This is a genomic window from Streptomyces sp. NRRL S-920 (assembly GCF_000717945.1).
Taxonomy (GTDB): domain Bacteria; phylum Actinomycetota; class Actinomycetes; order Streptomycetales; family Streptomycetaceae; genus Streptomyces; species Streptomyces alboniger.
Genome location: NZ_JODF01000001.1, coordinates 49,262 through 75,268, shown reverse-complemented (window position 1 = coordinate 75,268; position 26,007 = coordinate 49,262). Strand labels below are relative to the sequence as shown.

The window sequence follows — 26,007 nt, the reverse complement described above, 5'->3', positions numbered from 1 at the left end:
CATCTCTCTGTCGCGGAGCATCGGCTCCGCGGTGATCGGGTCCTTCGGTCTTGCGGCTCGTCGTCAGCTCACGCCCGCGCCCGGGCCGGAGGCGGCGGTCAGAGGCTGGTGAACCTCGGTGTCTCGCCCGTCCATTCGGGGTGCACGGCCTTCATCGGGGTGACGTCGTCGCGGGTGCGGACACCGCACTTCACCCACTGCTCGTGCAGCCGCGCGACGGCGTCCTCGTCCAGCTCCACCCCGAGGCCCGGACCGTCCGGGACGCGGACCGCGCCGTTCTCGAAGCCCAGCGTGCCGGGCACGATGATCTCCTCGGTCTGCCAGGGCGTGTGCGTATCGCATGAGTACGCGAGGCTGCGGGAGACCGCGCCGAAGTGGGTCATGGCCGCCAGGCTGATGCCCAGGTGCGTGTTGGAGTGCATCGACAGCGACAGCCCGAAGGTCTGGCAGAGCCCGTCCAGCACCTGTGACTGGCGCATGCCGCCCCAGAAGTGGTGGTCGGAGAGGATGACTTGCGGCGCTCCTTCACGTACGGCCTCGGGGATGTCCTCGAAGGCGGTGACGCACATGTTGGTCGCCAGCGGCATCGACACCTTGCGCGCGACCTCCGCCATGGCCGGAGTTCCCCCGACGGGGTCCTCCAGGTATTCCAGGGCGCCTTCGAGCCGCTGTCCCACCTCGACGGCCACGTCGACGGTCCACGCCGCATTGGGGTCGATACGGATCGGATAGTCGGGGAAGGCGTCATGCAGCGCCAGAACGGTGTCGACCTCGAGGCCGGGGCGGAGCACTCCGCCCTTGAGCTTCAGCGAGGTGAATCCGTACGTCTCCACCATGCGCCGCGCCTGCGCCACCATCGCGTCAGGGGTCAGGGCCTCCCCCCACGAGTCGGCCGGGTAGGGGGCGTCAGGGTGCTCGGCCCACTTGTAGAAGAGGTAGGCGCTGTACGGGACGGCGTCCCGGACCTTGCCGCCGAGCAGATCATGCAGGGGTCGGCCGAGGGCCTTCCCCTGGATGTCGAGGCAGGCGACCTCGAAGGCGGAGAAGACGGCGGCCTTCGTCTTGCTGGAGGCCGCACCCGCCATCGGATAGCCGGCGCCCACCGGAACCTCATTGGCACTGTCGCCGGCGAGTTCCTCCATCACCTCGGTCACGGTGGCCATGAGCACATTGGTGGCGAACGGGTCCGTGCCCGGCAGCTTCCGTGCCACCGCGCGAAGCCAGACCAGCATCTGGTCGTCGCCATAGGTCTCGCCGAGTCCGGTCAGTCCCTCATCGGTGTGCACCTGGATGACGGACCTGAGCGCGTGGGTCTGGTGGACGCCCTCGGAGTTGAGCAGCGGGGGGTCCTGGACGGCAATGGGCGTGATTTTTACGGACGTTATCAACATGTCGGGGGTCACTTCCGATCGACGGGAGGCCGACGCAGGCCGGGCGGAGGTCAGTTCTGTGGTGCGCTGGTGGTCAGATCCGCGGGCGAGGCCTCGACGGTGCCGGGCTCGTCCGGCGTGTCCGTGCGCCGAGCACGGAGGACCGCGTAGCCGACGACGAGGAGCATCACCCACACGCCCATGACGTACAGGGCCAGGCGGGTGTCGGAGTTCCAGCTGATCAGCACCGTGACGAAGGCGAAGCACGCGAGGGCAAGCCAGTTGGTGTACGGGGCGCCCGGCATGCGGTACGGGGACGCGGCCACGCGCCCTTCGTTCACGGCACGGCGGTAGCGCATGTGCGTGACGAGGATGATGCTCCACACGAGGATGGCTCCGCCGGTGGAGACGCTCGTGATGTAGAGGAAGGCGTGCTCCGGGTCGAGGGCGTTGACGCCGACACCCAGTGCCATGACGGCGGAGGAGACCGCCAGCGCCGCCCGGGGGACGCCCTGCTCGCTGAGCCGGGCCAGTCCGCGGGGGGCGTGGCCGTTCAGAGCCGCGGTGCGCAGCATGCGGGCAGTGGCGTAGAGGCCACCGGCGTTGCACGAGGAGAGCGCCGAGGTGAGGACTACGAAGTTGACGATGCCGGCGGCCGCCGGGATGCCGATCTTGGCGAACGCCGCCACGAAGGGGCTGGTGCCGGGCTGGAACTCGCTCCAGCTCACCACGGAGAGGATGACGAGCAGCGATCCCAGGTAGAACAGACCGAACCGGATCGGCAGCGTGTTGATGGCGCGGGGGATGTTCTTCTCGGGGTCCTTGGTCTCACCGGCGGTGACACCCACCAGTTCGACACCCAGGTAGGCGAACAGCACGATTTGCAGGGTCATCAGGGAGTTCCACGCCCCGTGGGGGGCGATCCCGCCGTCCGCCCACAGGTGGGTGACGGAAGCGGTGTCCCCCGCGTCGCTGAAGCCGAGAGTCAGTACGCCCAGGCCGATCAGGATCATGCCGAGGATGGCGGTGACCTTGATCATGGCGAACCAGAACTCCAGTTCGCCGAAGACCTTGACCGAGATCAGGTTCGCGCCCGCGAGGACCACCAGGGCGATGAGGGCGGTCTTCCACTGGTCGAAGCCGGGCGCCCAGTAGTGCACGAACTGGCCGGCCGCGGTGATCTCCGCCATCCCCGTGGTCACCCACATGATCCAGTATGTCCAGGCGGTGGCATATCCCCAGAAGGGCCCGAGGAATTCACGCGCGTAGTCGGCGAAGCTCCCGTTCACCCGGCGGTACAACAGGAGTTCACCGAGGGCCCGGACCACGAGGAAGAGCACGGCGCCCGCGATGGCGTACCAGATGATCAGGCTCGAACCGGCCTGGGAAATCGCGGTGCCGGCCCCCAGGAAGAGTCCCGTACCGATCGTTCCGCCGATCGCGATCATCTGCATTTGACGGGTCCCGAGGCTGCGCTTGTAACCGCCTGGTGCGGCTGCGTCCTGTGGTTTCTTCATGCTTCTACTGTCCTCGGGTGTTCGTGTGAGATATCAGACCGGAGTCGGATGTAAGCGACGTCGACAGAAACAGCCGACTTCCACGTTCGCCATCGAACAGAAAGAAGCCACAAGAAATGACAGACCCGTATTCCCCGTGCACGAAGCAAGCAAGAAACCAGATTCTCCATCAAGAGCCATTCGCGTGGTGAATGGCCGGGCTGACCTGCGCGCCGAAGGGATGCTGCCAATGATCAGCTTCGCTCGTCAAGAGGCAACTGTTTGCCGTTCCACCATCGCGGCAACCGGCAAATATTTGCCGGTCGGACGCCCCGCGCCCCCTTGCCGGGCGGCAGGAGCAAAGCCTTGACACGCATGATCATCTTTGGGCAGCATCATGCCGGTGAGGGGGTCAGGTTTACCTTGACAGCCCATCGGCTCCGGAAGTTGATTTTTCGGCGCTCCTCAGCGCGTACGCCGAGTAACCACCGCGATCAGGCGATGTGTCGCACCATCGTCTGCTTCTCCTTCAGCTATTACCCCGAGACCTCATCCTGGCGCGCTCAGGGCGATCCGCCAGAGGCGCCTGTAGCGATAGCCGTAGAGGAATGGAAGCCTCAGTTGAGTGAGTCGGAAAAGAACACCAAACTCATCACACATACGCATGTCAGCGAGGGGGCGACCGGTTGGCACCGCGCAGCCTTCGAAGACCTCGCCGAGCGGTTGACCGATTCCGGATTCCCCTGCGTATTCTCGCGGAACGCGTTCCGCAAGAGCCTCCTGAGGTTCATCTTCGTGGAGAACAGCGAGCGAAGCGGCCTGGAGCACCTGGCGGCCGGCCTCAAGGAATACGTGGAAATATCGAGGGAGTGGGACGGCCAACTGGACACCGCCTATCCCCTGGCAGTCGCGTTCTCGCAGGACGCGGTAAAAGCACAGACCGTCGAGGAATACCATGCCTTCGGCTGGAAGGTGCTCCAGGAGCTGCACGATGTGGACCCGGGGCCGTGGCCGGACGAGGTCGGGAAGGACCCGGACACCGACGGCTGGTCCATGTGCTTCGACTCCATGCCCCTCTTCTGCAACATGAGCAGCCCCGCGCACACGGCACGCCGCAGCCGCAACCTGGGAGAGTACTTCTTCCTCATCATCAACCCACGCGAACGCTTCGACGTATTCGCTGGTGAGACACCGAGCGGACGCAAGGTCCGAGCCAACATCCGCAACCGGATCGCCCGCTACGACTCCATGCCGCACGCGATGCAACTGGGTTCGTACGGTGCCGGTGGACTCGAGTGGTACCAGTACGGCCTCATCGAGGAGAACGCCCCGCGGTCGGACGAGTGCCCTTTCAAATTCCGAGGTGCCTGACCGCCTGGGTCACGCTCCCGGCCCGGCACAGGCCAGGTTTTGCACATCCCTCCACACGTAGAGAGGTTCAGCGATGATCGACCTTATTGTTTCCCAGGGGCGCGTGGCGGACAGGGTGCCGCGCATGATCGAGGGCGCGGCGCGCCTCGCACGGGAGATGGAACAGCGCTACGGACTCAAGGGCGATTTCATCGGAACACCCGCTCCGCCCGCCCAGGACGACTGGCGCGACAGCCTTCCGCAGGCCAAGGAGACGCTCGACGGCCTCGCCCGCGCGGTCACTTCGAGCATCGAGAACGACAGGCTGCCCGTGCTGGTCTCGAACACCTGCTCAGCGAGTCTGGCGACCCTGCCGGTCATCGCCCGTAAGACCCCTGAGGTCGTCGTGCTCTACATCGACGGGCACGGTGACTTCAACACGCCCGACACCACCGACACGGGCTACTTGGGCGGCATGGTGCTCTCGGGCGCGTGCGGACTGTGGGACAGCGGCCACGGTGCCGGACTCAACCCGAAGCAGGCGGTTCTGGTCGGGTCGCGTGACATCGACGCGGGCGAGCGGGAACTGCTGCGGACGGCGGGCGTCCGGGTCATCCCGCCGAAGGAGGCCACGGCGGAGAATGTCCTCGCGGCGGTCGGCGGGGCGCCCGTGTGGATCCACATCGACTGGGACGTTCTCGAGCCGGGTTCGGTGCCGGCCGACTACACCGTTCCGGATGGCATGCTGCCGTCGCAGATCCGCGCCATCTTCGAAGCGATCCCGCTGTCGCAGCTCGCCGGGGTCGAACTGGCGGAGTTCAACGCCCCGATGGACGACAAGAGCAGCGAAGAAGCGGTTTCCGTCATCCTCGACATGGTCGCGCCCGTCTTCGACGCCGCCGCCGCACGCGACTGAACTCCGATGAGGACAAGCCCGTTCGAGCCGTCGCCCGCGCTGCACTTCAGCAAAATGCACGGTGCCGGCAACGACATCATCCTTCTCGATCTGCGTGACACACCGGCGCCCTCCCCGGAGTTGTGCCGTGCGCTGGCCGACCGCCACACCGGTGTCGGCTGCGACATGATTCTCGGCGTCGGAGTTCCACGCAGCGCCGAAGCCGTAGCGTCGTACGACATCTGGACAGGCGACGGCTCGCCCTCGCAGCAGTGCGGAAACGGTGCCCGTTGCGTGGCGGCCTGGCTGGTGCGCTCCGGTCTGGCGCGGGGGCCCCGGTTCGTGCTGGACAGCCCATCCGGCTCCCATACCGTGGAAGTGCTCGACCCGCACACCATGCGCATCGCCATGGGCGTGCCCCGGTTCTCCCCCGCGGCCATTCCTGTTGCCGGTTACGAGGACGAACAGGACGTGTACGAAGCCGACCTGGGGTGGGCTCGGCCCCTGCGCTTCTCGGCCGTCTCGACGGGAAATCCGCACGCGGTCATCGAGGTCGACGACGTGGACAGCGCGCCCGTCGCCGAGGTGGGTCCGGCTCTGCGCGGCTCGGCGGTCCTGCCCCCGACCGTCAACGTGGGCTTCGTCCAGGTGGTCTCGCGCGACCATCTCCGCCTGCGCGTCCACGAGTACGGCGCCGGCGAGACCCTCGCCTGCGGCAGCGGGGCGTGCGCCGCCGCGGCAGTCCTCATGCGGCGAGGCCGCATCGACCGCGATGTCTCGGTCTCCCTGCCCGGCGGCACTTTGCGGATCCACTGGCCCGACGACACCGCGCAGATACACATGGCCGGACCGGCCACATTCGTTTACGAAGGAAAGATCCCTTATGCCGCTCTATGACAGCATCCTGGACACCGTTGGGCGTACGCCCATCGTCAAGCTGCACCGGATGGCACCGGAACACACCTCGGTCTACGTCAAGGTGGAGTCGTTCAATCCCGGTGGCTCGGTGAAGGACCGTCTCGCGCTCTCCATCATTCTCGACGCTGAGGCGAAGGGCCTGCTCAAGCCCGGCGACACCATCGTGGAGTGCACGTCGGGCAATGTCGGCATCGCTCTGGCGATGGTCTCGGCGGCGCGCGGCTACCGATTCGTGGCGGTCATGGGCGACACGTATTCGGTGGAACGCCGCAAGCTGATCCGCGCCTACGGCGGCAAGGTCATCCTGTTCCCGGGCTCCATGGGCAGCAAGGGCGGGAACCGGATCGCTGACGAGCTGGCCGAGAAGCACGGCTGGTTCCGTGCCAGGCAGTTCGAGAACCCGGCCAATCCCGCGTACCACCGGGAGACCACCGCCGCGGAGATCCTGAGCGACTTCGCCGGGAAGCGCCTGGACTACTTCGTCACCGGGTTCGGCACCAGCGGGACCCTCACCGGCGTCGGGCAGATGCTGAAGCAGGCGCGGCCCGACGTACGCGTCGTCGCCTTCGAACCGGACAAGGCGGCCGTGCTGGCCGGTCAGGAGTGGAACACCCATCAGATCCAGGGGCTGGCCCCCAACTTCGTCCCGGGCGTCCTCGACCGGAGCGTCATCGACGACCTGCTCACCGCCGATGAGGTGGTGGCACGGGACACCTCCCGCCGTCTCGCGGCGGAGGAGGGCATCTTCGCCGGCATCTCCGCCGGTGCCACCCTGGCGACGGCGCTGCGTGTGGCGGAGAACGCGCCCGCGGGCTCGGTGCTGCTGGCCATGCTGCCGGACACGGGTGAGCGCTATCTGTCCACCTTCCTGTTCGACGGCATGAACGAGGGCTCGGACGACGACTGGCTGGACTCGCTGGACACCGCGTCCGGTGCGGCCCCGGGCCAGTAGGTCCTTCTCGACCCCGCAGGTGGGACTAGGTTAATGAGAGAAAGCATCCGCCCGAGAACCCGGTTCATCGACCTTCCGGCCGGTTTTGCCATGAAGCGCGGTGGCGCGCTGTACGGCGCCCGTATCGCATATGAGACCTTCGGTGAGCTGAACGCGGCACGCGACAACGTCATCCTGATTCTCACCGGCCTCTCGCCCGACGCACACGCGGCGTCGAACGAACATGACCCCACCCCGGGTTGGTGGGAGGGCATGCTGGGTCCCGGCAAGCCCATCGACACCGATCGCTGGCACGTCATCTGCGTCAACTCGCTGGGCAGCTGCAAGGGATCGACCGGGCCGGCCTCCGTCAACCCCGCCACGCGCGAGCCCTACCGGCTCGACTTCCCGCAGCTCTCGGTCGAGGACATCGCGGACGCGGCGGCCTATACGGTGCGCGCTCTGGGCTTCGAGCGCCTGGCCTGCGTGATCGGCACCTCCATGGGAGGGATGAGCGCGCTGGCCCTGCTGGCCCGGCACCCGGGTCTGGTACGCAGTCACATCAACATGTGCGGGTCGGTGCATTCCCTGCCGTTCTCGATTGCCGTCCGCTCGTTGCAGCGCGAGGCGATCCGCTCCGATCCGGACTGGAACCAGGGGCACTACGACGAGGAGAACTACCCTCGCCGGGGCATGCTCATGGCGCGGAAACTCGGCATGGTGACCTACCGCTCCGCCGAGGAGTGGGACAGCCGTTTCGGGCGGGCCCGCATGGAGCCGGCACGGCACGCGTCCGCGGAACCGGCCCCCGTCGAACCGGAGTTCAAGGTAGAGGGCTATCTCGAATTCCACGCGAACCGGTTCGTGCGCAGTTTCGACCCCAACAGCTATCTCTACCTCAGCCACAGCATGGATCAGTTCGATCTCGGGGATTCATGCGGTGGCACGGCCGCTGAGGCGCTGTCCCGCATACGCGTCGAATCGGCGTTGGTGATGGGTGCGCGGACGGACATCCTGTTCCCCTGGCATCAACAGCGCACCATAGCCGAGGGCCTCAGTGCCGGCGGTGCCGATGTCGAGTTCCTGCTCCTCGACTCGCCGGCAGGGCATGACGCCTTCTTGGTCGACATCGACCGGTTCGGTCCCCCCGTGGCGAAGTTCCTGTCCGTGGGCTGGTAGGAGACCGCGTCCTCCTCAGCCTTCCTCACCTCTTGATCCTTTGAGATGGAGTCCCCGTTTTGCGTGCAAGGTCATCCCGCATAGCACTGGTCACCGGCGCCAATCGCGGAATGGGTTTCGAAATAGCCCGCCAGCTGGCCGAGAAGGGCGTCCATGTACTGCTCTCCGGACGCGACACCGAGGCAGTCGCCAAGGCGGTCGAGGAGCTGCGGGGCAGCCACCTCGATGTCGAGGCCCTCACGCTCGACCTGACATCGAGCGACAGCATCTCCGCCGCTGCCGCCGAGGTCGAGCGCGCCTACGGCCGGCTCGACATCCTGGTCAACAACGCCGGCATCCGGATCGAGGAGTACGGCAAGCAGCCTTCCGAACAGCCCTTGCGGCAGTGGCGGGAGACGTTCGACACCAATGTCTTCGGCGTGGTCGAGGTGACCACGGCCTTTCTGCCGCTGATCCGCAGGTCTCAGGCAGGGCGCATCGTGAACGTCTCCAGCCTGCTCGGATCACTGGGCACACACAGTGACCCGAACTCCTACGCGTACAGCCCCATGTTCAAATCGCTTCCCGCCTACAGCGCGTCCAAGAGCGCGATCAACTCCTGGACCGTCCACCTCGCCTATGAACTGCGCGATACGCCGGTCAAGGTGAACGCGGTGCACCCGGGCTACACCAAGACGGACATGAACGAAGGCGCGGGTGACCTCGAGATCCCGGACGGGGCGAGGACGAGCGTCGACATGGCCCTGCTCGACAGCGACGGCCCCACCGGCAGTTACGTGCACAGGGGCGAAATCGTCCCCTGGTAGGTCCTCCGGTGGCGCTGTGCCGCCGACGACACCGTTCCCCCTGCCCCTCCCGAGAATGGACTGGCGATATGTTCTCCCTTGCCCTGGTCACCGACGCGGCCAGCCTCCCGATCGATTACGACATGCCGCCGCTGCTCGACGCGTGCAAGGAAGTCGGCTTCGTCCCTGAGGTCGTCTTCTGGGACGATCCGGCCGTCACCTGGTCCCGCTTCGACGCGGTTCTGATGCGCTCGCCGTGGACGTGGGTCGACCGGTTGCCCGAGTTCCTCGCCCGGTGCGAGGAGATCTCCGCCGAGACGCACCTCCTGAGCCCCATGCCGTTGGTGCGGTGGGCCCTCGACAAGCGCTATCTGCGGGACCTCGCGGCACACGGCGTGCCGGTCGCGCCCACAGCGGTGGTCGCCCCCGGTGAACAGCCGTCGACAGCGCTGCGGGACTTCCTCGCGGTCCATCCAGAGGCCCGCGAATTCGTCATCAAGCCGTCGAACGCCTGCTACTCCAAGGACGTCCAGCGCTATCCCCGGCAGAACGTGGACGTCGCGGCCGAGCACATCGCCCGGCTTCAGGACAGCGGCAGTCACGTCATCCTCCAGCCCTACATAGAGTCGGTCGACCGCGAGGGCGAGATCGACTTGACGTACTTCGACGGGGCCTACAGCCACGCCATCCACAAGGGCGCGATGCTGATGCCGGACGGCACCGTGAACGTGCCGACGCTGGAGTACCGCAAGGCCAGGGTCGCCGACGAGGACGAGCGCGCCGTCGCCGCTGCCGCTCTGGAGGCCTCGGCGGCGACCCTGGGGATCGAGCCTCCCCTGCTCTACGGACGTATCGATCTGATCCGCGACCGTGACGGCAAACCGATGGTGCTCGAAATGGAGTTGTGCGAGCCGTCGCTCAACCTCTCCTTCAGTGAGGGCAGCGCACTGCGGTTCGCCCGCGCCCTGGCAGAGCGGCTGAAGCCGTGACCCGCACGGCCACGGCCACCAGGCACGGCGAGGGAGCTACCGGGCGGTGGACGCCGCAGCGGCGCGGCACAGTGCTCGCCGCCCTCGGTGTGGTGAGCTTCTCCTTCAGTTTCCCGGGCACCGTATGGGCGCTCGACGGATTCGGCCCGTGGAGCGCCACGGGAGTACGTGGTGTCCTGGCGGCCGCCATCGCGCTCTCGGCGCTCGTGGCGTCCCGCGCCCCACTGCCGTCACGTGCCGACCGGCCCGCGCTGGCCGTCGTCGCGGTCGGTTGCGGGATCGGGTTCCCGTTGCTCACCACCCTCGCCCTTCAGACATCGTCCACAGCGCACTCGGCGGTCGTCATCGGCGTACTGCCGGTGGCGACGGCGGCGATCTCGGCCGCCCTGACGCGGCGTCGCCCCTCGAAGATGTTCTGGGGCGCGGCCGGGACCGGCGCGGCCACCGTGATCGTTTTCACGCTTCTCCAGAACCGCGGACAACCGACGCTCGCGGACCTGTACCTCTTCGCCGCGCTCCTGGTCTGCGCGGCCGGTTACGCCGAGGGCGGGCGGCTCTCGGCCCATATGCCGGGGTGGCGCGTCATCGCCTGGGGCGTCGTCCTGGCCGCCCCCGTCAACCTTCTGGTGTCCGCGGTGGCGCTTCCGCAGGAGCCGGTGCACCTGACGGTCAAGGCCCTGGTGGGGATGGTGTACGTCGCCGGCGTCTCACAGTTCGGGGCCTTCGTCGTCTGGTACCAGGGCATGGGTCTGATCGGTGTGCCCAAGGCCAGCCAACTCCAGCTCGCGCAGCCGCTGCTGACGCTCATGTGGTCCGTACTCCTGCTCGGTGAACACCTCGCGCCCGCCGCTCCGGTGGCCGCCGTCATCGTGCTCGCGTGCATCGTCGTCACGCAACGCGCCAGGTCGTCGTAGTGCAGGTCAGCAGCTCAGCGCATCCGTCCCCGCGGCTCTTCTCCGCCGGCTCGGAGAGGTGCTTACGAGGCGCTGCGCGCCTGACGGCGTGTCAGGCGTCGCCGGTGCCGTCGGAGACGGTCACGGTGACCGGGGTGCCCGCCTCGACCGTGCGGCTGACCGTGCACAGCCGGTCGTGCGACGTCTTCACGGCCCGGGGCAGGATGGTGCGGGCGCGCTCCCCCGACGGACCGTCCGGGAACGTGACGTGGAAGGCGACCCCGAGGTCCGACAGCCGGTTGCCGCCCTCGTCCTCGACCTTGGTGCCGGTCACGGTGACGGTGAACGCGGCCGGTTCCTCGTGACGGCTCGTGGCGACCTCCACGTCGGCCGCGCTGCAACCGCCGATCGCCGCGAGGAACAACTCGACCGGCGTGAAGTCGGTACCCCCGCCGGTGCCGAAGGTCAGCGTGCTCCCTTGGGCGTTGGTCGCGGTGAACCGGCCGGGGCCCGCCCGCTCGATGGTGACGGAACGCAGCGCATTGTCAGTCATGCGAGGAGAGTACTGTCCCGTCGTCGCCGGCCCGGCGACATCCGCTCGCTCACGGGCCCCCGTCCACCTCGGGGGACGACGGCGGCGATGCGGGCTCGGACGCGGGCGATTCTTCCTCGACCGAGGAGGGCGGCTGCGTGGCGGGCGAGGAGGGCGGCAGGGCCGACGAGGGCGGGCACGAGCTTGCCGGGGGCGCCCCGGGGGACCGCGTGTCGCACGGCGGCGTACTGGCCGTCGAGGTCGACTCGTCGGGGGACGGGGTGTCCGGGTGCCGTGAGGGAGGCCTGGTCGCCGGAGGCTTCGTCTTCTTGTCGCCGGTGCCGGTGTCGCCCTTGCCCCGGGTGAACCAGTCACCGCTGTCCGGGTCGTACACGACGAACTGGTTCACGACCTGGCTGGCGGGCGCCACGACCACGACGTTCGAGGACCGGTACCCGGGCCACGCGTCGCCCGTCTGCCGCGGTGTGCTCTTCTGCGCGACGGGCGGCAGCAGCGGGTTGCCGCAGGCGCAGCGCACCCGCGGCACGCCGTGGTCGTCGACCAGTACCGCGGTGCCGGTCTGGAGCACGGCCTGGTAGCCGGTGGCTCGGCCGTCGCGGAAGCCGTGGTTGGTCACGCGGGTGTCCAGCCGCAGGTGCACGGGCGTGAGCGAGCGCAGGTAGCGGGGGACGCCGGACGGTTCGATGTCGAGGACGGAGGCGAACGCCTTGTTCTTCGCCGGGTCCTTCTGGAGCGCGCCGACCTGCTTCTCCACGTCGCAGCTGCCGACCTTCCGCGTCCCGCCGTAGAGACCGGGCGCCGCGCCGTCGACGCCGCGCGTCACGTTGGCCGAGGCGGACGAGCTGGGCAGCTCGCTCGGGGAGGGTGGCGTGGAGCCCTCGCGGGCCGTCGAGGGGGTGAAGGGGTCGGGCCCCGACTTCCCCGCGGGCTGGAGGAGGACCTCGCCCGCCCCCGCGCCCCCCGCCCCGGGCCGGACCGCGGGGCGGGCCGCCGCTCGGCGGGCCCGAGGGCCGCGCGCCACCCGGGGGCGGCGTCGAGTCGGCGGGGCTCGCGCCCGCCTGGGTCTCGCCCGGCCCCGAGGGGCTCGGCTGCGAAGGACCCGAGAGCGGGCCCGAAGGGGGTCCTGTGGGGCGTCCTGACGACGGCGGTTCGACGCTCACGAACACTTCCCTGTGTAGGGGGATCGGCGACGTACCTTTTATTCGGGTACGCGCCTATTGTGTGCCCCGGCGTCCGGGGGCCCGCAAGCCGACGCCGGTCGGCCTTCCCGAAAGCCCTCCGGAAGGCACTCTCGAAGGCCCTCTCGAAAGGCGGACCGGTCCCGCGCTGCTTAGCGTGGCACCGTGAGCGAGCAGACACCGCCGCGGCGGGCCGGGGCGCAACGCGCGGAGCAGAGCCGACGGGCCCCTCATGGCTGGCCCCATGCCCTTGCGGCCGTGCTCGCCTCCCTGGCGGCCATGGCCGTCGTCGCCGGGCTCGGCCTGTGGGCCGCGGGCGCCGCCGACCTGCCCGGCGGGGCGTTCCCGAGTGTCGTCGCGGCCGTCGTCGTGATGGCGGTCGGCGGCTCTGTCGGGCTCTCCGGCGACGCCGGGATGATCGCCGAGACGGACGCGGGGCTCTCCGTGCTCCCGCTCTCCGTCAGCCTCGTCGGCGCTCTAGTGGTCGCCGCCGGGTTCCTGCGGCCGCTGCGGCACCGGGCCGTGGCCGACGTGCGGGAACTCGCCGGCTGGGCCGCCCGGATCGCAGTGCTGTGGGTGCTGCTGCTCACCGGTCTCGGCCTGCTGGCCCGGCACCGCTTCGCGATCGCGCTCGGCGACGGGCCCGCCGGGGAGATCGGCGATCTGCTGGACTCCTCACCCGAGGTCGGATTCAGGACGGACGTGCCGCTGACCCTCGTCCTCGGACTGCTGTGGCTCTCGGGCGTCCTCGTCGTGGCACTGTCCGTCTCGCGCGGCTCCCCGCTCCCCGCCCGCCTGCTGCGCTTCCAGGAATCGGTGCGTCCCGCGGCGTACGCCATGCTGTTCCTGCTGCTGTCGTACGCCGCCCTGGGGCTCGCCGCCGGCCTCGTCGTGGCGGCGACCCGCGGCCATGCCGCCGAGACGTTCGCGGTGCTGCTGCTCGGGTTGCCCAACCTCGTCTGGCTCGCCTTCACCCTGGGGCTCGGCGCGTCCTGGGAGGGCCGGGTCGACGGGCCGTTCGGGCTGCCCATGCCGCGGGTCCTCGACGAGGTGCTGCGTACGCCGACCGATTCCACGCTCAGCTTGCGGACTCTCGCCGAGTACGACGGGCGGGTGTGGTGGCTGCTGGTCGTCGCGGCGGTCCTGGTGCCGGCGGCGGCGTTCCTGATGGCGGCCCGCTCCCCGGCACGGACGCGGGCCTGGCAGCACGCCGTGCACATGGCGGTGGCGCTGGCCCTCACCGTGCTCGCCGTCTGTCTCCTGGCGGGCGTGTCGGCCCACTACGGGCTCTCGCTCCTCGGCATCGGGGATCTCGGCGGGGGCCTGTCCGGCCTCGTGGAGCTGCGGCCACACCTCTGGAAGGCGCTGCTCCTGGCCGTTGCCTGGGGTCTGGTCTCGGGGTTCCTCGGCGGGGTGCTGGCGCGGCGGGTCCAGCGGCGGGGCGAGGTGCGGCCCGAGGCCTGACCTGGCGCGGGCTGTGCGGTCGGCCGTCGGGAGAGGCCGCTCTATTCGGTCAGCCGCCGGAAGACCGGCTGGGCCCAGCGGGGTGGGTCGGGGGGCGCGCCCGGGTGGGCCGGGGCTTGCTCGACGCGGCGGTCCACCCGCGTCGGGGGGTGGCCGTCCGTACTGCTGCCCATGGCCGCGGCCCGCAGCGTGGCGGCGAATTCCAGGCACGACCCGTACCGGTCCTCCGGGCTCTTGGCCAGCGCCTTCGCGAGAACCCCGTCGAGGCCGGGGGCAACACCCGGCCGCTTCTCCGTCAGGCGGGGCGGCTGGTCGTACTGATGGGCCCAGAGGAGGGCGATGTCGTCGTCGCGCTGGAACGGCGGCCCGCCCGCCATGGTCTCGTACACGACGCAGGCGAGGCTGTAGACATCGCATCGGCCGTCCACCGGGCGGCCCGATATCTGCTCCGGCGCCACGTAGTCGAGGGTCCCGACGAACTGGCCCACTGTCGTGAATCCGGTCAGCGACAAGGACTTCTTCGTCAGGCCGAAGTCCGTGAGGTAGGCGTGCTCGGGGTGGTCGCTGTCCGTGCCCTTGGCGATGAGAATGTTGCCGGGCTTGACGTCCCGGTGGACCAGGCCGTGGTCGTGCGCCGCGTCGAGCGCGGAGGCGATCTGGGTGGCGATGCGGACCGCGGCCGTGACGGAGAGCGGGCCGCCGCGGTCGAGCAGGTGGCGCAGATCGCTCCCGGGGACGTACCGCATGGCGATGTAGAGCACCCCGTCCGTCTCGCCGGCCTCAAAGACGGGCACGATGTGCGGGTGTTCGATCGCCGCCGCGACGCGTGACTCGTGCGTGAAGCGCCGCCGGAAGGTGTCGTTGCGGGCGAGTTCGGGGGCGAGCAGCTTGAGGGCGACGGTCCGGTCGAGGCGCAGGTCCCTGGCGCGGTAGACCACGGCCATGCCACCGCGGCCGATCTCGCCCTCGACCCGGTAGTCCGCGATCCGCTGCCCGATCAGCTCGGAGGGCCGCCCGGAGTGCGGGCTCGGGCCGCCCTCGCCCGGCTCGGCCGCCATCAGGCGTCACCGGACCGCAGCGGCTGATCGGGTTCGGCCCCCTCGGGCGGGAGAAACGGGGCGGGGTGTCCGCCGTGCGGGGTGTGCGGTTCAGGGGTGTGCAGTTCATCGACCACCTGAGTCTCCCCCGGCCCTACCGCCTCGCCCACCACCCGCGTCGGCTCAGGCCCTGCCACCTCATGTACCACCTGCGTCTCCCCCGGCCCCATCCCGGCGGGCGAACCGTCGGTTCCGTCGGTCGGTTCCTGCGCGGCGGGGACGAGGCGGGTCGGTTCCTCGTCGGGCGGAGGCGAAGCGCCGGGGTCGGCGGCGGCTGCCCGTGGGGGTTCGGCGGCCTCGTGGTCATCACCGCGCCCCTCGGTGGTGGGCCCTTCCGTCGCCGCGTACGTACTGAGCCGCGTTCCGTCGCAGTACACCCACCGCTCGTGGTCGGCGTCGTAGAGCCACAACGATTCGCCCTCCACGACCACGCCCACCCGCAGCCCGTGCGTCCCGCGCCGGAAGGACTCCCCGTCGCCGCCGCCCGCCAGTTCCTCCACCGCACTCCGGTAGCGGCCGAGGGCGTCCTCGGTCCTGGTCAACAGCGGACGCGGGTCCGCCGTGCGGGTCAGGGGGCCGCTCGCGCCCGGTGGATCGCGCGGCACGGCGAGCAGGAGCCGGCCGTCGACCCATGCCGACCAGCCGTTGGCGCACACGATGCGGCCCCAGTCGCCGAGCCGGTCGACCAGCTGCACGGGCAGCAGCGCGTCGAGGGGGGTCGTCGGACGCTCCACGTCGGGTGCCTCCCAGGCGGGCAGCCCGTCCTGGGGAACCACATGGGTGGGGCGGAATTCCGCGGGGGTCATCGCCGGCGCTCCTACTTCCGCATCACGGCGGGTTCATGGCGGCGCAGCAGCCTGGCGACCACGTATCCGAAGACGGCCGACAGGACCACCAGCATCCCCATGTTGAGCAGCCAGACACCCGCGGAGTGCCGGAACAGCGGGTCGGTGGTCAGTTCGCCCGGGACGATCCTGCCGAGGCCGATGGTGCCCGCCATGGCGCCCAGCGCCCAGCGCGAGGGCACCAGCCACGCCAGTTGTTCGACGCCGGGCACGCCGTTCAGCTTGAGGAGTGCGCCGCAGAAGACCACCTGGACGATGGCGAGGAACACGAGCAGCGGCATCGTCACCTCTTCCTTGCGCACCAGCGCCGATACGAGCAGGCCGAGCATCATGGCGGTGAACGCCAGCAGGGCCACGGCGAGGATGACTTCCACCAGCGGTGGCAGCAACACCCCCTTGCCGTTGGGCGCGTTGAGATCGACGCCGAGGAGAGCGACGAGGGTCAGTACGACGGCCTGGAGCACCGTGACCGTGCCGAGGACGACGACCTTGGACATCAGGTACGCCGATCTGGAGAGCCCCACCGCCCGTTCCCGCCGGTAGATGACGCGTTCCTTGACCAGTTCGCGCACCGCGTTGGCGGCACCGGTCAGGACTCCGCCGACGCAGAGGATGAGCAGCGCGTTCATCGCCGTCTCCTGTGTGAGGCGGCTTCCGGCCAGCGCGCGGGCCATGGCGCCCATCACGAACGGCAGGGCGATCATGATGGCGAGGAACGTGCGGTCCGCGCCGAGTGCGGCCGCGTACCGCCGCACCAGCGTGCGCAGTTGGGAACCCCAGCTCTGCGGCTTCGGCGGCGGCGCGAAGGAGCCGGGCGTGGCCGTGCCGTCCTGCGGGAGGGGCCTCGGGAACGGCTGCGCGGAGGAGTTGACGATGTAGCGCTGGTGCAGCGGAGAGAGGTGGTAGTCCCGTGCCCAGTCCCGGTCGCGGTCGCCTTCGAAGGCCTCGAACGCCTCCGGCCACTGCGGGAAGCCGAAGAACGGCAGCGCGTCCCGCGGCGGCCCGTAATAGGCGATCTTCCCGCCCGCGGCGAGGACGAGGAGCCGGTCGCACACGTCGAGGCTGAGCACGCTGTGCGTGACGACGATGACCGTGCGGCCGTCGTCGGCGAGGCCGCGCAGCATGTGCATCACCGAGCGGTCCATGCCGGGGTCGAGCCCGGACGTGGGCTCGTCGAGGAAGAGCAGCGAAGGCTTGGTGAGCAGTTCGAGTGCGACGCTCACGCGTTTGCGCTGGCCGCCGGAGAGGCTGTGGATGGGCTGGTCGGCGCGCTGTTCCAGACCGAGTTCGCGGATGACCTCATCGACTCTGGCCCGGCGTTCCGCCTGCTCGGTGTCCTGGGGGAAGCGGAGTTCGGCGGCGTAGCCGAGGGCGCGGCGCACGGTCAGCTGGGCGTGCAGGATGTCGTCCTGCGGTACGAGGCCGATGCGCTGGCGCAGCTCCGCGTAGTCGCGGTAGAGGTCGCGGCCGTCGTAGAGGACGGTGCCGCCGTCCGCGGGGCGCAGCCCGGTGAGGGCGTTGAGCAGGGTGGACTTCCCCGCGCCGCTGGGTCCGACAACGGCCAGCAGGCACTTCTCGCCGACGGGGAACGAGACCTGGTCGAGGAGTGTCTTGCGGCCCCGGTCGACGGTGACCGTCAGTCCCTGGACGTCGAGAGACACCTCGCCCGTGTCGACGTACTCCTGCAACTGGTCGCCGACGAGGCAGTACGCGCGGTGGCCGACGCCGACGATGTCCCCCGGCGCGACGGGCGCGCGGTCCACCGGCTGGCCGTTGAGGTAGGTGCCGTTGTGACTGCCGAGGTCGACGATCTCGTACGTACCGTCCGGGAGGACCCTCAGTTCGGCATGCCGGCGGGAGACGACCAGATCGTCGATGACCACGTCGTTGTCGTCGGCGCGGCCGATGCGGACGGTGCGGGTGGGCAGCGGGCGCACGGTCGTCGGCTGCCGGAAGGTGCCGGTGGCCGAGGGCGTGCTGACGGAGGAGGGGCGTTCGGGAGCGCGGGGTTCGGGCGGAGTGCGGCCGACGACCACCGCGCGCGGGCCGTCGGTGACGCTGCCGAAGCGGATGACGCTGCCCGGCCCGATTTTCCCCTCCTCGACGCGCCGCCCGTCGGCGTACGTTCCGTTGGTGCTGTGCTCGTCCTCGATGGTCCAGTGATCGAGTTCGGCGTGGAGGACGGCGTGATGCCACGAGACGCGGGCGTCGTTGATGACGATGTCGCTCAGCGGGTCGCGGCCCACGTGATAGTCCCGGCTCGGACTCATCACCGTGGAGCCGGTGTCGGTCTCCAGCACGAGTTCGGGCGCAGTCGGCGCCACAGGCCGCTTCCCCATGCCAGAATTCTACCCATTCGCCCGAATCTCCGCCTGAGGTCGCCACCACCGGCCTCCACGCAGTTTTCTGCTTCTGGGGAGGTTGACGGCCTGCTGTCGTGTCGGGTGGGCGCCGGGTTCCACGGTTCCGGTCGGTAGTACTGCTCGTAAGGGCGGAAGTTTGCTGGTCAGCCGGGGTTCGGCAGGGCCGTGAACCGTTGCAGGGCGTCGGTGATCACGCCGGTCTGGAGCCAGTGCTCGGCGAGGTGGAGGATGCGGTGGCGTCCGGTGGTGATGAGCTGAGCGACCGCGGAGAGCAGCTCCAGCCGCAGGCGGCGGGGCTCCTATCCGCGGGCTTGGCCGGTGGGGGCGAGCAGGGGCATCCAGCCCAGGAGGTCGCTGGCCTTGTTGCCTGTAGTGCCTCCGGCGGGTGTGACCTCGTCACCACAACCGCAGTTGCAGTACTAGGCCGGACCCAGTTCCGGGTCGCGGGTTTCGATGACCTCCCAGTGGCCCAGGCGGTCCGTGAGGGCCGCTCGGCGGCGGGCCAGGAAGACGAAGGCGGCGACGGCGGCAATCGCGGCGACTGCGGTCGTGGACAGTGCGGCCCCCCAGGACATCGGGACCATCAGGACGTAGATGGCAAGGGCATAGGACAGCAGCAGGCCGCCGAGCCAGGGCCAATGGGCGCCCGGCAGCACGGTGGTGGGGGTGGGGGCGAGGACGGTACTGCGGTTCGGGTCGGGCTGTACGGGGGGCGCAGGGGCGAGGATTCGCTCGAAGTCGGCGCGCTCTACTTCCAGCCACGCCACCACGCCTTCGTCGGTGACGAAGACGACCGGCTGGTTGTTCCTGATCAGGCGCCAGTTACGGGCACCGCACAGCCAGCCCGGCCGTTCGCCCATGGTGGCCGCGATCAGGGCGAGCGCGTGGGGCGGGCCGCCGCGGTTGGCGGCCAGCACCTCGGAGCCGTCCTCCAGTGCGAGGCACAGCTTGTGGTCCGAGGTCACGCGGACGGTGCCGTCGACATCTCCGAGCGACACGTGATCGCCGCGCCGGGCCGAGGTGATTCGTGCACGGACGGCGGGCAGGGCCGATCCGCCGGCCGCGTCCTCGCGGAGGGAACGGGCGGCAGCGTCGACTTTCGGGGCGTACCGGATCACGCGCAGCACCCAGACGCACAGCAGGAGGCCGCCGGGAATGAAGGCGGTCACCGTGAGATAGGGCGGCAGGGAGAACGCAAATGGGGAGTCGGTCTCCGCGTACCGGCCGAGCTGGCCGGAGTAGTCCACCACGCCGCCGAGTTCGGGTGCCGAGGGGGCGTACAGGACGATCGTGGGTCTGGGCCGGCTGCCCCTGCTTCCTCCCTGCATCGCGAAGTGGCCGTTGCGCACAACGACCCGCCCGGTGACCCGCTGACCATCCGGGGCGAGGACGGGGACTTCGACCGTCACATCACCGCTGAACTTCGCGACTTTCGGGTCGTCTCTCGTCAGCCGGTGAACGGCGACGATCGTGCCCTCGGCGGTTTCGGCGCCGGCCTTCTGTATCGCGGCGATGCGCCTGAGGTCGTCGCCGTCCGGCCGGATCGCCAGCTCGGTCGCCACGGACAGGGCGGGCAGTATCACGGCCACGCCCAGCAGCCAGGGTGTGATGCGGCGCATCCACCGCGGCTCAACGGGCAGGCATGCGGGCGGTGGCACGGGGTCGGTCTGCCGGGGGGCCGTGACGCGGACCGGCCGGGAACCCGACCACACCCATACGGCGGCCAGGACCAGAGCCACGGCCCCGAGTACGGCCACGTCCGGCCGGTACACGGACATGCCCGCCCGCAGCAGCAGGGTCCAAATCGCCAGCACTGCGAACAGCAGCGCGCCCCCGCCCGAAGTCCTGGTCAACCAGGTGTTTCTCGCCATGATCGCGGACTGTACCAACGTCGGTGCGTGGCACGGCAGATGGACCGGCTCGGGTACGGATGGGGCGATTAGAGGTCGCTCCTTCTGACGTCTTCGTCCTACGCCCGCAGGGCGGCGGCCCGCGCAGAACTTGACTGGTCGCGCTGCTCGATCGACTCCTCTGCGTGCGGGCTGTAACTACAAACCGGTGAAGTCCGGCAGCGACGGGCGCCCACACTGGGCTCTCACCCACGCCGTACAAGCCACATGGCTTCCCGATGAAGCGGTGCACCGCCTGGCCGCGTACAAGCTCCTCGCCGCCTACGACACAAACAGGCAGGGGAACGCGCAGGACCAGCAGTTCGGTGGCAATTGCCTCTGGTGTCCGAGGCGCGCTCAGCTGCGAACAGGTAGCTGCCGGGCGAAGCGGCGGACAGCATCGGTGAAGGCATCTGGATCGTCGAAGTTCGCGAGATGTCTTGCCCGCGGGATCAATTCGACGCGGGCGTGCGGATGCGCGCGGGCGAAGTCCATCTCGCCGGACCGGAAGACGGCGTCCTTCTCGCCGTTCAAGATGAGCACGGGAGCCGCCACATGACGCATCGCACCCGCGTCAAAGCGGCCCAGCACCTCGCCCCAGGCGGCTGGCAGGGTGTGGAAGGCGTAGCCGGAGCGGATGGTCGCCTCAACCACCTCCGGAGGATAGAGCCGGCGCAGCAACCGGTCGTTCCACCGGGCCAGCCGCTCCGCCGGTAGGCGAGGGACGAGTCCGGCGACCCACCGATACGGCGTTGCCCATGGGCCACGAGTTGAGGCGCTGGCCCCAGCAAGTACCAGCCCCCGCACCTGCTCGGGGCAGCGCCGCGCGAACTCCAACGAGACGTATCCGCCGAGCGAGTGCCCGACGATCAGAGCCGGTCCGCCGGCGAGCGAGTCCACCGCGGAAGCGATGATCTCCGCCGCCGCGTTCAGGCTCCAGGGTTGAGCAGAGCGGGCGCCGTGGCCTGGTAGGTCAACAGCGGCTACCTGGAAGTCCTCTTGGAGTGCGGCGAGTTGTGGGCTCCACTGTCCCGCGTTGAACCGCGTCCCGTGTACGAAGATGATGGGCGGTGCACCCGTTGCCGTCATGAGTCCCCCAGATCAGCGCTCTCCTCGGACCGACTCTACCGGCGGGCCATCCCGGCCCTGAGACGCGGACCTGGCGGCGGCCCAGATGGTGCTGGTGTCCGCGCAGGGACCCACCGCTGCGGTCATTCCTCGGCGGGGTGTCGTGCTGGATGCGCAGGTCAGAGCAGGTGCCGGTAGAAGCCGCCACTTGTGGACTATGAAATCCAAAACGTGCTAGCGTCCGCATATGGCCAGACCACGCGCTTTTGACGAGAGTGCGGTCCTCGACGCAGCGGCGGCGCAGTTCCGTGTTCACGGGTACGCCGATACGTCGACCGAGCAGCTCTGCGAAGCAGCCGGTCTTCGGCGCAGCAGCCTGTACAACGCGTTCAAGTCCAAGGACGAGCTTTTCGTACAGGCCCTGGGGCACTACGCAGCTACCATGCGCGGACACCAAGAATCGATCCTGACCGACACCTCCCTCACTGGCGCCGAACGGATCCAGAAGCTGATCGGCGCGATCGTCGGCGAGGAGCGGGCGGCTCGCAGCGAGGGACGTGCCGCCGGTTGCATGGGTGTACACGCCCTGATGAATCCCGACTTGAGGGCGCGCGACGAACGCATCGCGCGCATCCTCGAACGAGACCTCCGGGAACGACTCGACATGATGGAAGGCGCCATCCAGGCCGGCCGCATGGACGGGAGCATTCCCGAGGGTGCTGACGCCAGTGAAGGCGCGCTCCTGATCAACGCCCTCATCGCGGGCCTCCGGGTGACAGCGCAGAGCGGTGTCACACCCGAGGTGTTGCACCGGATCGCTCTCGACGGCCTTCGCTCTCTGCTGGCCTGAGAGCACAAGTGCGGCAGCTGCTCCGTGGTTTCGCTTGCCCAAATTTTGGACTTTAGAATACAGAAAGACGCTCTTGCTATGAACAAACGACCTCTCTACTGGCTCATGCTCACCCTGCTCCTCGTCGCCATGAGCGAGTTGCAGACGATGGGCATGCTGCCCGATATGGCCCGTGGTCTCGGCGCTTCGACCGCCGCGATCGGTGCCTTCATCTCGATCTACTCCTTCGGCATGGCCATCGGCGGACCGCTCATCGCCTGGGTTCTGCGTCAAGTCCCACCCAAGGCCGCGCTCCTGGGTGTCGTCACCGCCTACGCGATACTGGAAGCCGCCGTCCCGCTGATCCACAACTACTGGTGGGTCGCAGCCCTCCGCCTGCTGACCGGAACGCTCGGTGGCGCCGTGTTCGGACTCACCCTGACCATGGCCGCTCGGCTCGCCCCCACCCCCGACCGCATCGCGTCCTCGATCTCCATCGTGCTCAACGGGCTTATGCTCGGCGCCGTCCTCGGTCTGCCCATCAGCCACGCCATCGCCACCGCGTGGAACTGGCAGACGAGCTTTGTCATCCTCGGTGCCGCAGGCCTGCTCATCGTCCTGCTCGACGTCCGCACCCTGCCCGCCCTGCCCGCGGCCTCCGCGCAGACCACCGCCGACGAACTCCAGCAACTCCGCTCGCCCCGACTGTGGAGCCGTTTCCTCGTCAGCCTGCTGACCATCGGCGCGACCTACGGCGCCTTCTCCTACTTCACTCCCCTGCTGGAGCAGGACGCCGGCTTCACCTCCAACGCGACGACCGCGATCCTCTTCGGCTACGGTCTGTGCACCGTCATCGGCAACAACCTGGTAGGCCGCTATGCGGACCGCCACGCGGTGCCCCTGCTCCGCATCGGCCACCTCGTCCTGGCAAGTTCGCTGGTGCTCCTTGCACTCTGCGCCCACCTGCCGTGGGCGGCTCTGCCCGGTGTGCTCCTGGTCGGCCTCGTCGGCGTCACGATGAACCCCGCGCTCGTCGTCCGGGTCGTCGACGTCTCCGGCGCGGGCAACCTGGTCAACACCGTGCACACATCCGTGATCACCCTGGGCGTAGTGGCCGGCAGCGCCATCGGCGGCGCCGCTATCAGCGGCACCGGCGACAGCAGCTCGGCCCCCGCCATGTGGACCGGTGCCACCCTCGCCGTCCTCGCAGCCGGCGTCCTGGGCGCGCAGACCATCGGCTCCAAGCGACGTCGCACGAGCCTTCAGCCCGCACACAACTGACTCGGCGTATCCGTCGCGCTCATGTCGACTCCTGCCACATGATCACGCAGCAGATGCACTGACAAGGGGGTGAGGGCCTCAGCCCGGCGCGACCTCACCCCCACTCGCCGGTTCCCCCGCAAGACCGCCCCGGACCAGTTTTTCGCGCAACAACCCGTACATCTCAGTGGTGTGCCCCGGCTCGATGCGTGGTTTGGGGTAAGCAGGGCGCCGAGCAGCGTAGTGATCGTAAGTCCACGCCGCTCGCCACGAAATGGCCGTCGGCCGGCAAGCGAAGCAATGGCGCTACCACCGCTCGAAACATGGCGGCGATCTGCCCAACCCTTCCGCTACGCCCGCCGCGAGCGATAACGACCTCTCCCGAGAGACCTTCCGCCCACCTGCCCAGACACAAAACCCCAGTTCAGCGCACCCGTCCCCGCGGTTTCAGCGCCACCGGTGGCAGTTCCGGGGCGGGGAGTGCCGGGCCGTCGTAACCCTTTACCTCGCCGAAGCGGGTGCCCGTCGTCCAGGCAGTCCTCGCCTCCTCGATCTCCTCGTGGGAGCGGCCGACGAAGTTCCACCACATGACCAGTTCCTCCTCGAACGGCTCGCCGCCCAGGAGCATCACGGACGCGTTCGACTCGGCGCGCAGGGGGAGTTCGGTGCGGCCACAGCCCAGGTAGAGCATGGAGCCGGGGAGGACCGGGACGCCGTCGACGTGGGCCTCGCCGGACATGGACAGGACCGCGTACTCGAAGTCCGCCTCCAGCGGGAGGCGTACGTCCGCGCTGTCGGCCAGTGTGAGGTCCGCGCCGACGAGCGGGGTGTACGTCGTGCCGGGTGAGGTCGCCCCGTCGAGGGCGCCCAGGATCAGCGTCGCGCTCAGGCCGGGCGCGGTGATCCGGGGAAGCTCCGCGTGGTGCTCGAAGTGCGGGGCCGTGTGGCGGTCGCTGTCGGGCAGGGCGACCCACAGCTGCGCGCCGTGCAGATAGCGGGCGTGCGACTTCGGGCTCTCCTCGGAGTGGGAGATGGCCCGGCCCGAGGTCATCAGGCCCAGCTCGCGGGGGCCGATGGTTTGCAGGCTGCCGGTGGAGTCGCGGTGCAGGACCTCGCCGTCGTGCAACCAGCTGACCGTCTGGAGGCCCATGTGCGGGTGGGGCGGCACCTGCATGCCGGGCTCGTCCGCGATGTCGTCGGGGCCGTAGTGGTCGACGAAGCACCAGGCGCCGACCATGCGGCGCCCGAGGTTGGGCAGCAGTCGGCGGACCTCGGTGGACTCGCCGAGCTTCACCCGCCGGGGGCTGAGGAGTTCCCGTACCGGTTCCGCGACGACGAACCCTCGGCCGCCGCACCGGCTCGGCACCGCCTCGCGATCAAGATTGCTCATGCCGCACAACCTAGCCCCGGGGGCGCCGCACGTCAGTCCCCCGTCGGTGCATCGCCCACGCCAGGGTGTAGTGGAATATTCAACCACTTGGGGGTGTTGCAGCGCCCGAAGGAGGCAGACAGTGGAGATGACGTATTACGACCACGGGACCGCGGCGGAGCGCTGGGAGCGCGCTCGGCAGTTCTTCGACGCCAAGGAGTACGTGACGGCGGCGGGGATCCTCGACGCCCTGGCCGACGAGGTGCCCGAGCAGGTCGCCCCGCGGCTGCTGCTCGCCCGCGCCTACTACCACTCGGCCCAATTGCTGCGCGCCGAGCGCGAGTTGCGCAAGGTGATCCAGCTCGACCCGGTCGAAGGCTACGCCCGGCTGATGCTGGGGCGCACGCTGGAGCGGCAGGGCCGCACGGCCGACGCGGCACCCCAGCTGCGGCTGGCCGCGGCGCTGAGCGGTGATTTCGCCGAGTCGTGAGGCGGGGCGGGCGTCAGCATCGCCGCGTGGGCGCCCGCCCGGCGTCCGTCGGGCGCGGCCCGTTCCCGCGCACCGCCCCGCGGCGATCCCCGGCGTATCGTCACAAACAGGCATAGCGTGTCGCCAATACGTGTCGCCCACACACGCCGCCCTCACGACCACTGCGAGGACCGCCATGCGAAAGATCATCTGGACGATGTCGGTGTCCCTGGACGGGTTCATGGAGGGGCCGAACCGCGAAATCGACTGGCACCGGGTCGACGACGAGCTGCACCGCCACTTCAACGACTGGTGCGCAACGCTCGGCGCGTTCCTGGACGGCCGCGTGACCTGGGAGCTGATGGACGCCTACTGGCCGACCGCCGATCAGGATCCGTCGTGCGGCGAGATCGAGGCGCGGTTCGCCGGGATCTGGCGGGACACACCCAAGTACGTCTTCTCGCGCACCCTGCGCCAGGCGGGCTGGAACACCACGATCCTGCGTGAGGTGGTCCCGGAGGAGATCCGGGCGCTCAAGGAGAAGGCGGGCGGTGACCTCGCCCTCGGCGGGGCCGAACTCGCCGCGACCTTCCTGCGCCTGGGGCTGATCGACGAGATCCACACCTACGTCCACCCGGTCGTGATCGGCCGCGGAAAGCCCATGTTCCTGGCGCCGGACGTGCGGGCCGACCTCCGGCTCGCCGGGACACGGACCTTCGGCAGCGGCGTCGTACAGCTTCGCCACCAAGTCGCCGGCTCCCCAACTAATGCGCATTAGTTCCGTCTCTCCCTAGCGATCCGCCGCAACCCCCGTAAG

23 protein-coding genes are annotated in these 26,007 nt (G+C 69.3%); 13 read left to right on the top strand and 10 right to left on the bottom strand.

Annotated features, from left to right (window positions below; all coding sequences use genetic code 11):
• Nucleotides 1–98: 98 nt before the first annotated feature.
• The gene (locus IG54_RS0100250; RefSeq protein ID WP_030775504.1) at nt 99–1,391 is read right to left on the bottom strand and encodes a glucarate dehydratase family protein; all 1,293 of its coding nucleotides are present in this window, start codon (nt 1,389–1,391) and stop codon (nt 99–101) included.
• Between the two features lie 50 nt (nt 1,392–1,441).
• Entirely contained in the window at nt 1,442–2,887 is a 1,446-nt protein-coding gene (locus IG54_RS0100245; protein ID WP_078593543.1) for an amino acid permease, read from the bottom strand.
• 354 nt (nt 2,888–3,241) lie between these two features.
• On the opposite strand from IG54_RS0100245, the gene IG54_RS0100240 reads away from it, so the two are divergent.
• From IG54_RS0100240 to IG54_RS0100205, 8 genes are all read left to right on the top strand, one after another.
• Nucleotides 3,242–4,237: a YqcI/YcgG family protein gene (locus tag IG54_RS0100240; RefSeq protein WP_234335919.1), complete on the top strand. Its 996-nt coding sequence runs from the start codon at nt 3,242–3,244 to the stop codon at nt 4,235–4,237.
• Nucleotides 4,238–4,310: 73 nt separating this feature from the next.
• Nucleotides 4,311–5,132, top strand: coding sequence for an arginase family protein (locus tag IG54_RS0100235; protein ID WP_030775495.1), 822 nt, complete (start codon nt 4,311–4,313; stop codon nt 5,130–5,132).
• Between the two features lie 6 nt (nt 5,133–5,138).
• On the top strand, nt 5,139–6,008 hold the full coding sequence (gene dapF, locus IG54_RS0100230; RefSeq protein ID WP_030775492.1) for a diaminopimelate epimerase: 870 nt from the start codon (nt 5,139–5,141) through the stop codon (nt 6,006–6,008).
• Nucleotides 5,995–6,981, top strand: a complete 987-nt coding sequence (gene cysK, locus IG54_RS0100225; protein WP_030775490.1) for a cysteine synthase A — start codon at nt 5,995–5,997, stop codon at nt 6,979–6,981. The genes dapF and cysK overlap by 14 nt, the downstream gene beginning before the upstream one ends.
• A gap of 33 nt (nt 6,982–7,014) precedes the next feature.
• On the top strand, nt 7,015–8,139 hold the full coding sequence (metX, locus tag IG54_RS0100220) for a homoserine O-acetyltransferase MetX (protein ID WP_030775487.1): 1,125 nt from the start codon (nt 7,015–7,017) through the stop codon (nt 8,137–8,139).
• Nucleotides 8,140–8,198: 59 nt separating this feature from the next.
• Nucleotides 8,199–8,945: an SDR family oxidoreductase gene (locus IG54_RS0100215; protein ID WP_030775484.1), complete on the top strand. Its 747-nt coding sequence runs from the start codon at nt 8,199–8,201 to the stop codon at nt 8,943–8,945.
• Nucleotides 8,946–9,013: 68 nt separating this feature from the next.
• Nucleotides 9,014–9,913: an ATP-grasp domain-containing protein gene (locus IG54_RS0100210; protein ID WP_030775481.1), complete on the top strand. Its 900-nt coding sequence runs from the start codon at nt 9,014–9,016 to the stop codon at nt 9,911–9,913.
• Nucleotides 9,910–10,827, top strand: coding sequence for a DMT family transporter (locus IG54_RS0100205; RefSeq protein ID WP_078593540.1), 918 nt, complete (start codon nt 9,910–9,912; stop codon nt 10,825–10,827). Before IG54_RS0100210 ends, IG54_RS0100205 begins: the two co-directional genes overlap by 4 nt.
• Nucleotides 10,828–10,918: 91 nt before the next feature.
• Here IG54_RS0100205 and IG54_RS0100200 read toward each other — a convergent pair whose 3' ends face one another.
• Both IG54_RS0100200 and IG54_RS0100195 read right to left on the bottom strand, forming a co-directional pair.
• Complete coding sequence (locus IG54_RS0100200; protein ID WP_030775475.1) at nt 10,919–11,359, bottom strand: OsmC family protein; 441 nt, start codon at nt 11,357–11,359, stop codon at nt 10,919–10,921.
• Between the two features lie 49 nt (nt 11,360–11,408).
• Nucleotides 11,409–12,380: a DUF6777 domain-containing protein gene (locus IG54_RS0100195; protein WP_078593538.1), complete on the bottom strand. Its 972-nt coding sequence runs from the start codon at nt 12,378–12,380 to the stop codon at nt 11,409–11,411.
• Between the two features lie 322 nt (nt 12,381–12,702).
• Between IG54_RS0100195 and IG54_RS0100190 the strand changes: the two genes are divergently transcribed.
• Nucleotides 12,703–14,001, top strand: coding sequence for a streptophobe family protein (locus tag IG54_RS0100190; RefSeq protein ID WP_030775469.1), 1,299 nt, complete (start codon nt 12,703–12,705; stop codon nt 13,999–14,001).
• Nucleotides 14,002–14,042: 41 nt separating this feature from the next.
• On the opposite strand, the gene IG54_RS0100185 is transcribed toward IG54_RS0100190, so the two are convergent.
• The 5 genes from IG54_RS0100185 to IG54_RS0100165 form a co-directional block, all read right to left on the bottom strand.
• Nucleotides 14,043–15,059, bottom strand: coding sequence for a serine/threonine-protein kinase (locus IG54_RS0100185; protein WP_030775466.1), 1,017 nt, complete (start codon nt 15,057–15,059; stop codon nt 14,043–14,045).
• Nucleotides 15,059–15,904 carry a hypothetical protein gene (locus IG54_RS42755; protein ID WP_234335899.1) on the bottom strand — a complete coding sequence of 282 codons (846 nt, stop codon included), beginning with the start codon at nt 15,902–15,904 and terminating at the stop codon, nt 15,059–15,061. The genes IG54_RS0100185 and IG54_RS42755 overlap by 1 nt, the downstream gene beginning before the upstream one ends.
• Nucleotides 15,905–15,915: 11 nt before the next feature.
• The gene (locus IG54_RS0100175; protein WP_030775460.1) at nt 15,916–18,282 is read right to left on the bottom strand and encodes an FHA domain-containing protein; all 2,367 of its coding nucleotides are present in this window, start codon (nt 18,280–18,282) and stop codon (nt 15,916–15,918) included.
• A 443-nt stretch (nt 18,283–18,725) separates the two neighbouring features.
• Entirely contained in the window at nt 18,726–20,177 is a 1,452-nt protein-coding gene (locus IG54_RS0100170) for a hypothetical protein (RefSeq protein ID WP_158708756.1), read from the bottom strand.
• A gap of 375 nt (nt 20,178–20,552) precedes the next feature.
• The gene (locus tag IG54_RS0100165; protein ID WP_030775454.1) at nt 20,553–21,284 is read right to left on the bottom strand and encodes an alpha/beta fold hydrolase; all 732 of its coding nucleotides are present in this window, start codon (nt 21,282–21,284) and stop codon (nt 20,553–20,555) included.
• 226 nt (nt 21,285–21,510) lie between these two features.
• Here IG54_RS0100165 and IG54_RS0100160 point away from each other — a divergent pair, with 226 nt between their 5' ends.
• On the top strand, nt 21,511–22,113 hold the full coding sequence (locus tag IG54_RS0100160) for a TetR/AcrR family transcriptional regulator (RefSeq protein ID WP_030775452.1): 603 nt from the start codon (nt 21,511–21,513) through the stop codon (nt 22,111–22,113).
• Between the two features lie 78 nt (nt 22,114–22,191).
• The gene (locus tag IG54_RS0100155) at nt 22,192–23,373 is read left to right on the top strand and encodes an MFS transporter (protein ID WP_030775450.1); all 1,182 of its coding nucleotides are present in this window, start codon (nt 22,192–22,194) and stop codon (nt 23,371–23,373) included.
• Nucleotides 23,374–23,776: 403 nt separating this feature from the next.
• Here IG54_RS0100155 and IG54_RS0100150 read toward each other — a convergent pair whose 3' ends face one another.
• A complete protein-coding gene (locus IG54_RS0100150; protein WP_030775437.1) occupies nt 23,777–24,742 on the bottom strand; it encodes a pirin family protein in 966 nt (321 codons plus the stop codon).
• Nucleotides 24,743–24,863: 121 nt separating this feature from the next.
• On the opposite strand from IG54_RS0100150, the gene IG54_RS0100145 reads away from it, so the two are divergent.
• Entirely contained in the window at nt 24,864–25,211 is a 348-nt protein-coding gene (locus IG54_RS0100145; RefSeq protein ID WP_030775435.1) for a tetratricopeptide repeat protein, read from the top strand.
• 175 nt (nt 25,212–25,386) lie between these two features.
• The gene (locus tag IG54_RS0100140) at nt 25,387–25,968 is read left to right on the top strand and encodes a dihydrofolate reductase family protein (protein ID WP_030775432.1); all 582 of its coding nucleotides are present in this window, start codon (nt 25,387–25,389) and stop codon (nt 25,966–25,968) included.
• The last annotated feature ends 39 nt before the right edge of the window (nt 25,969–26,007 follow it).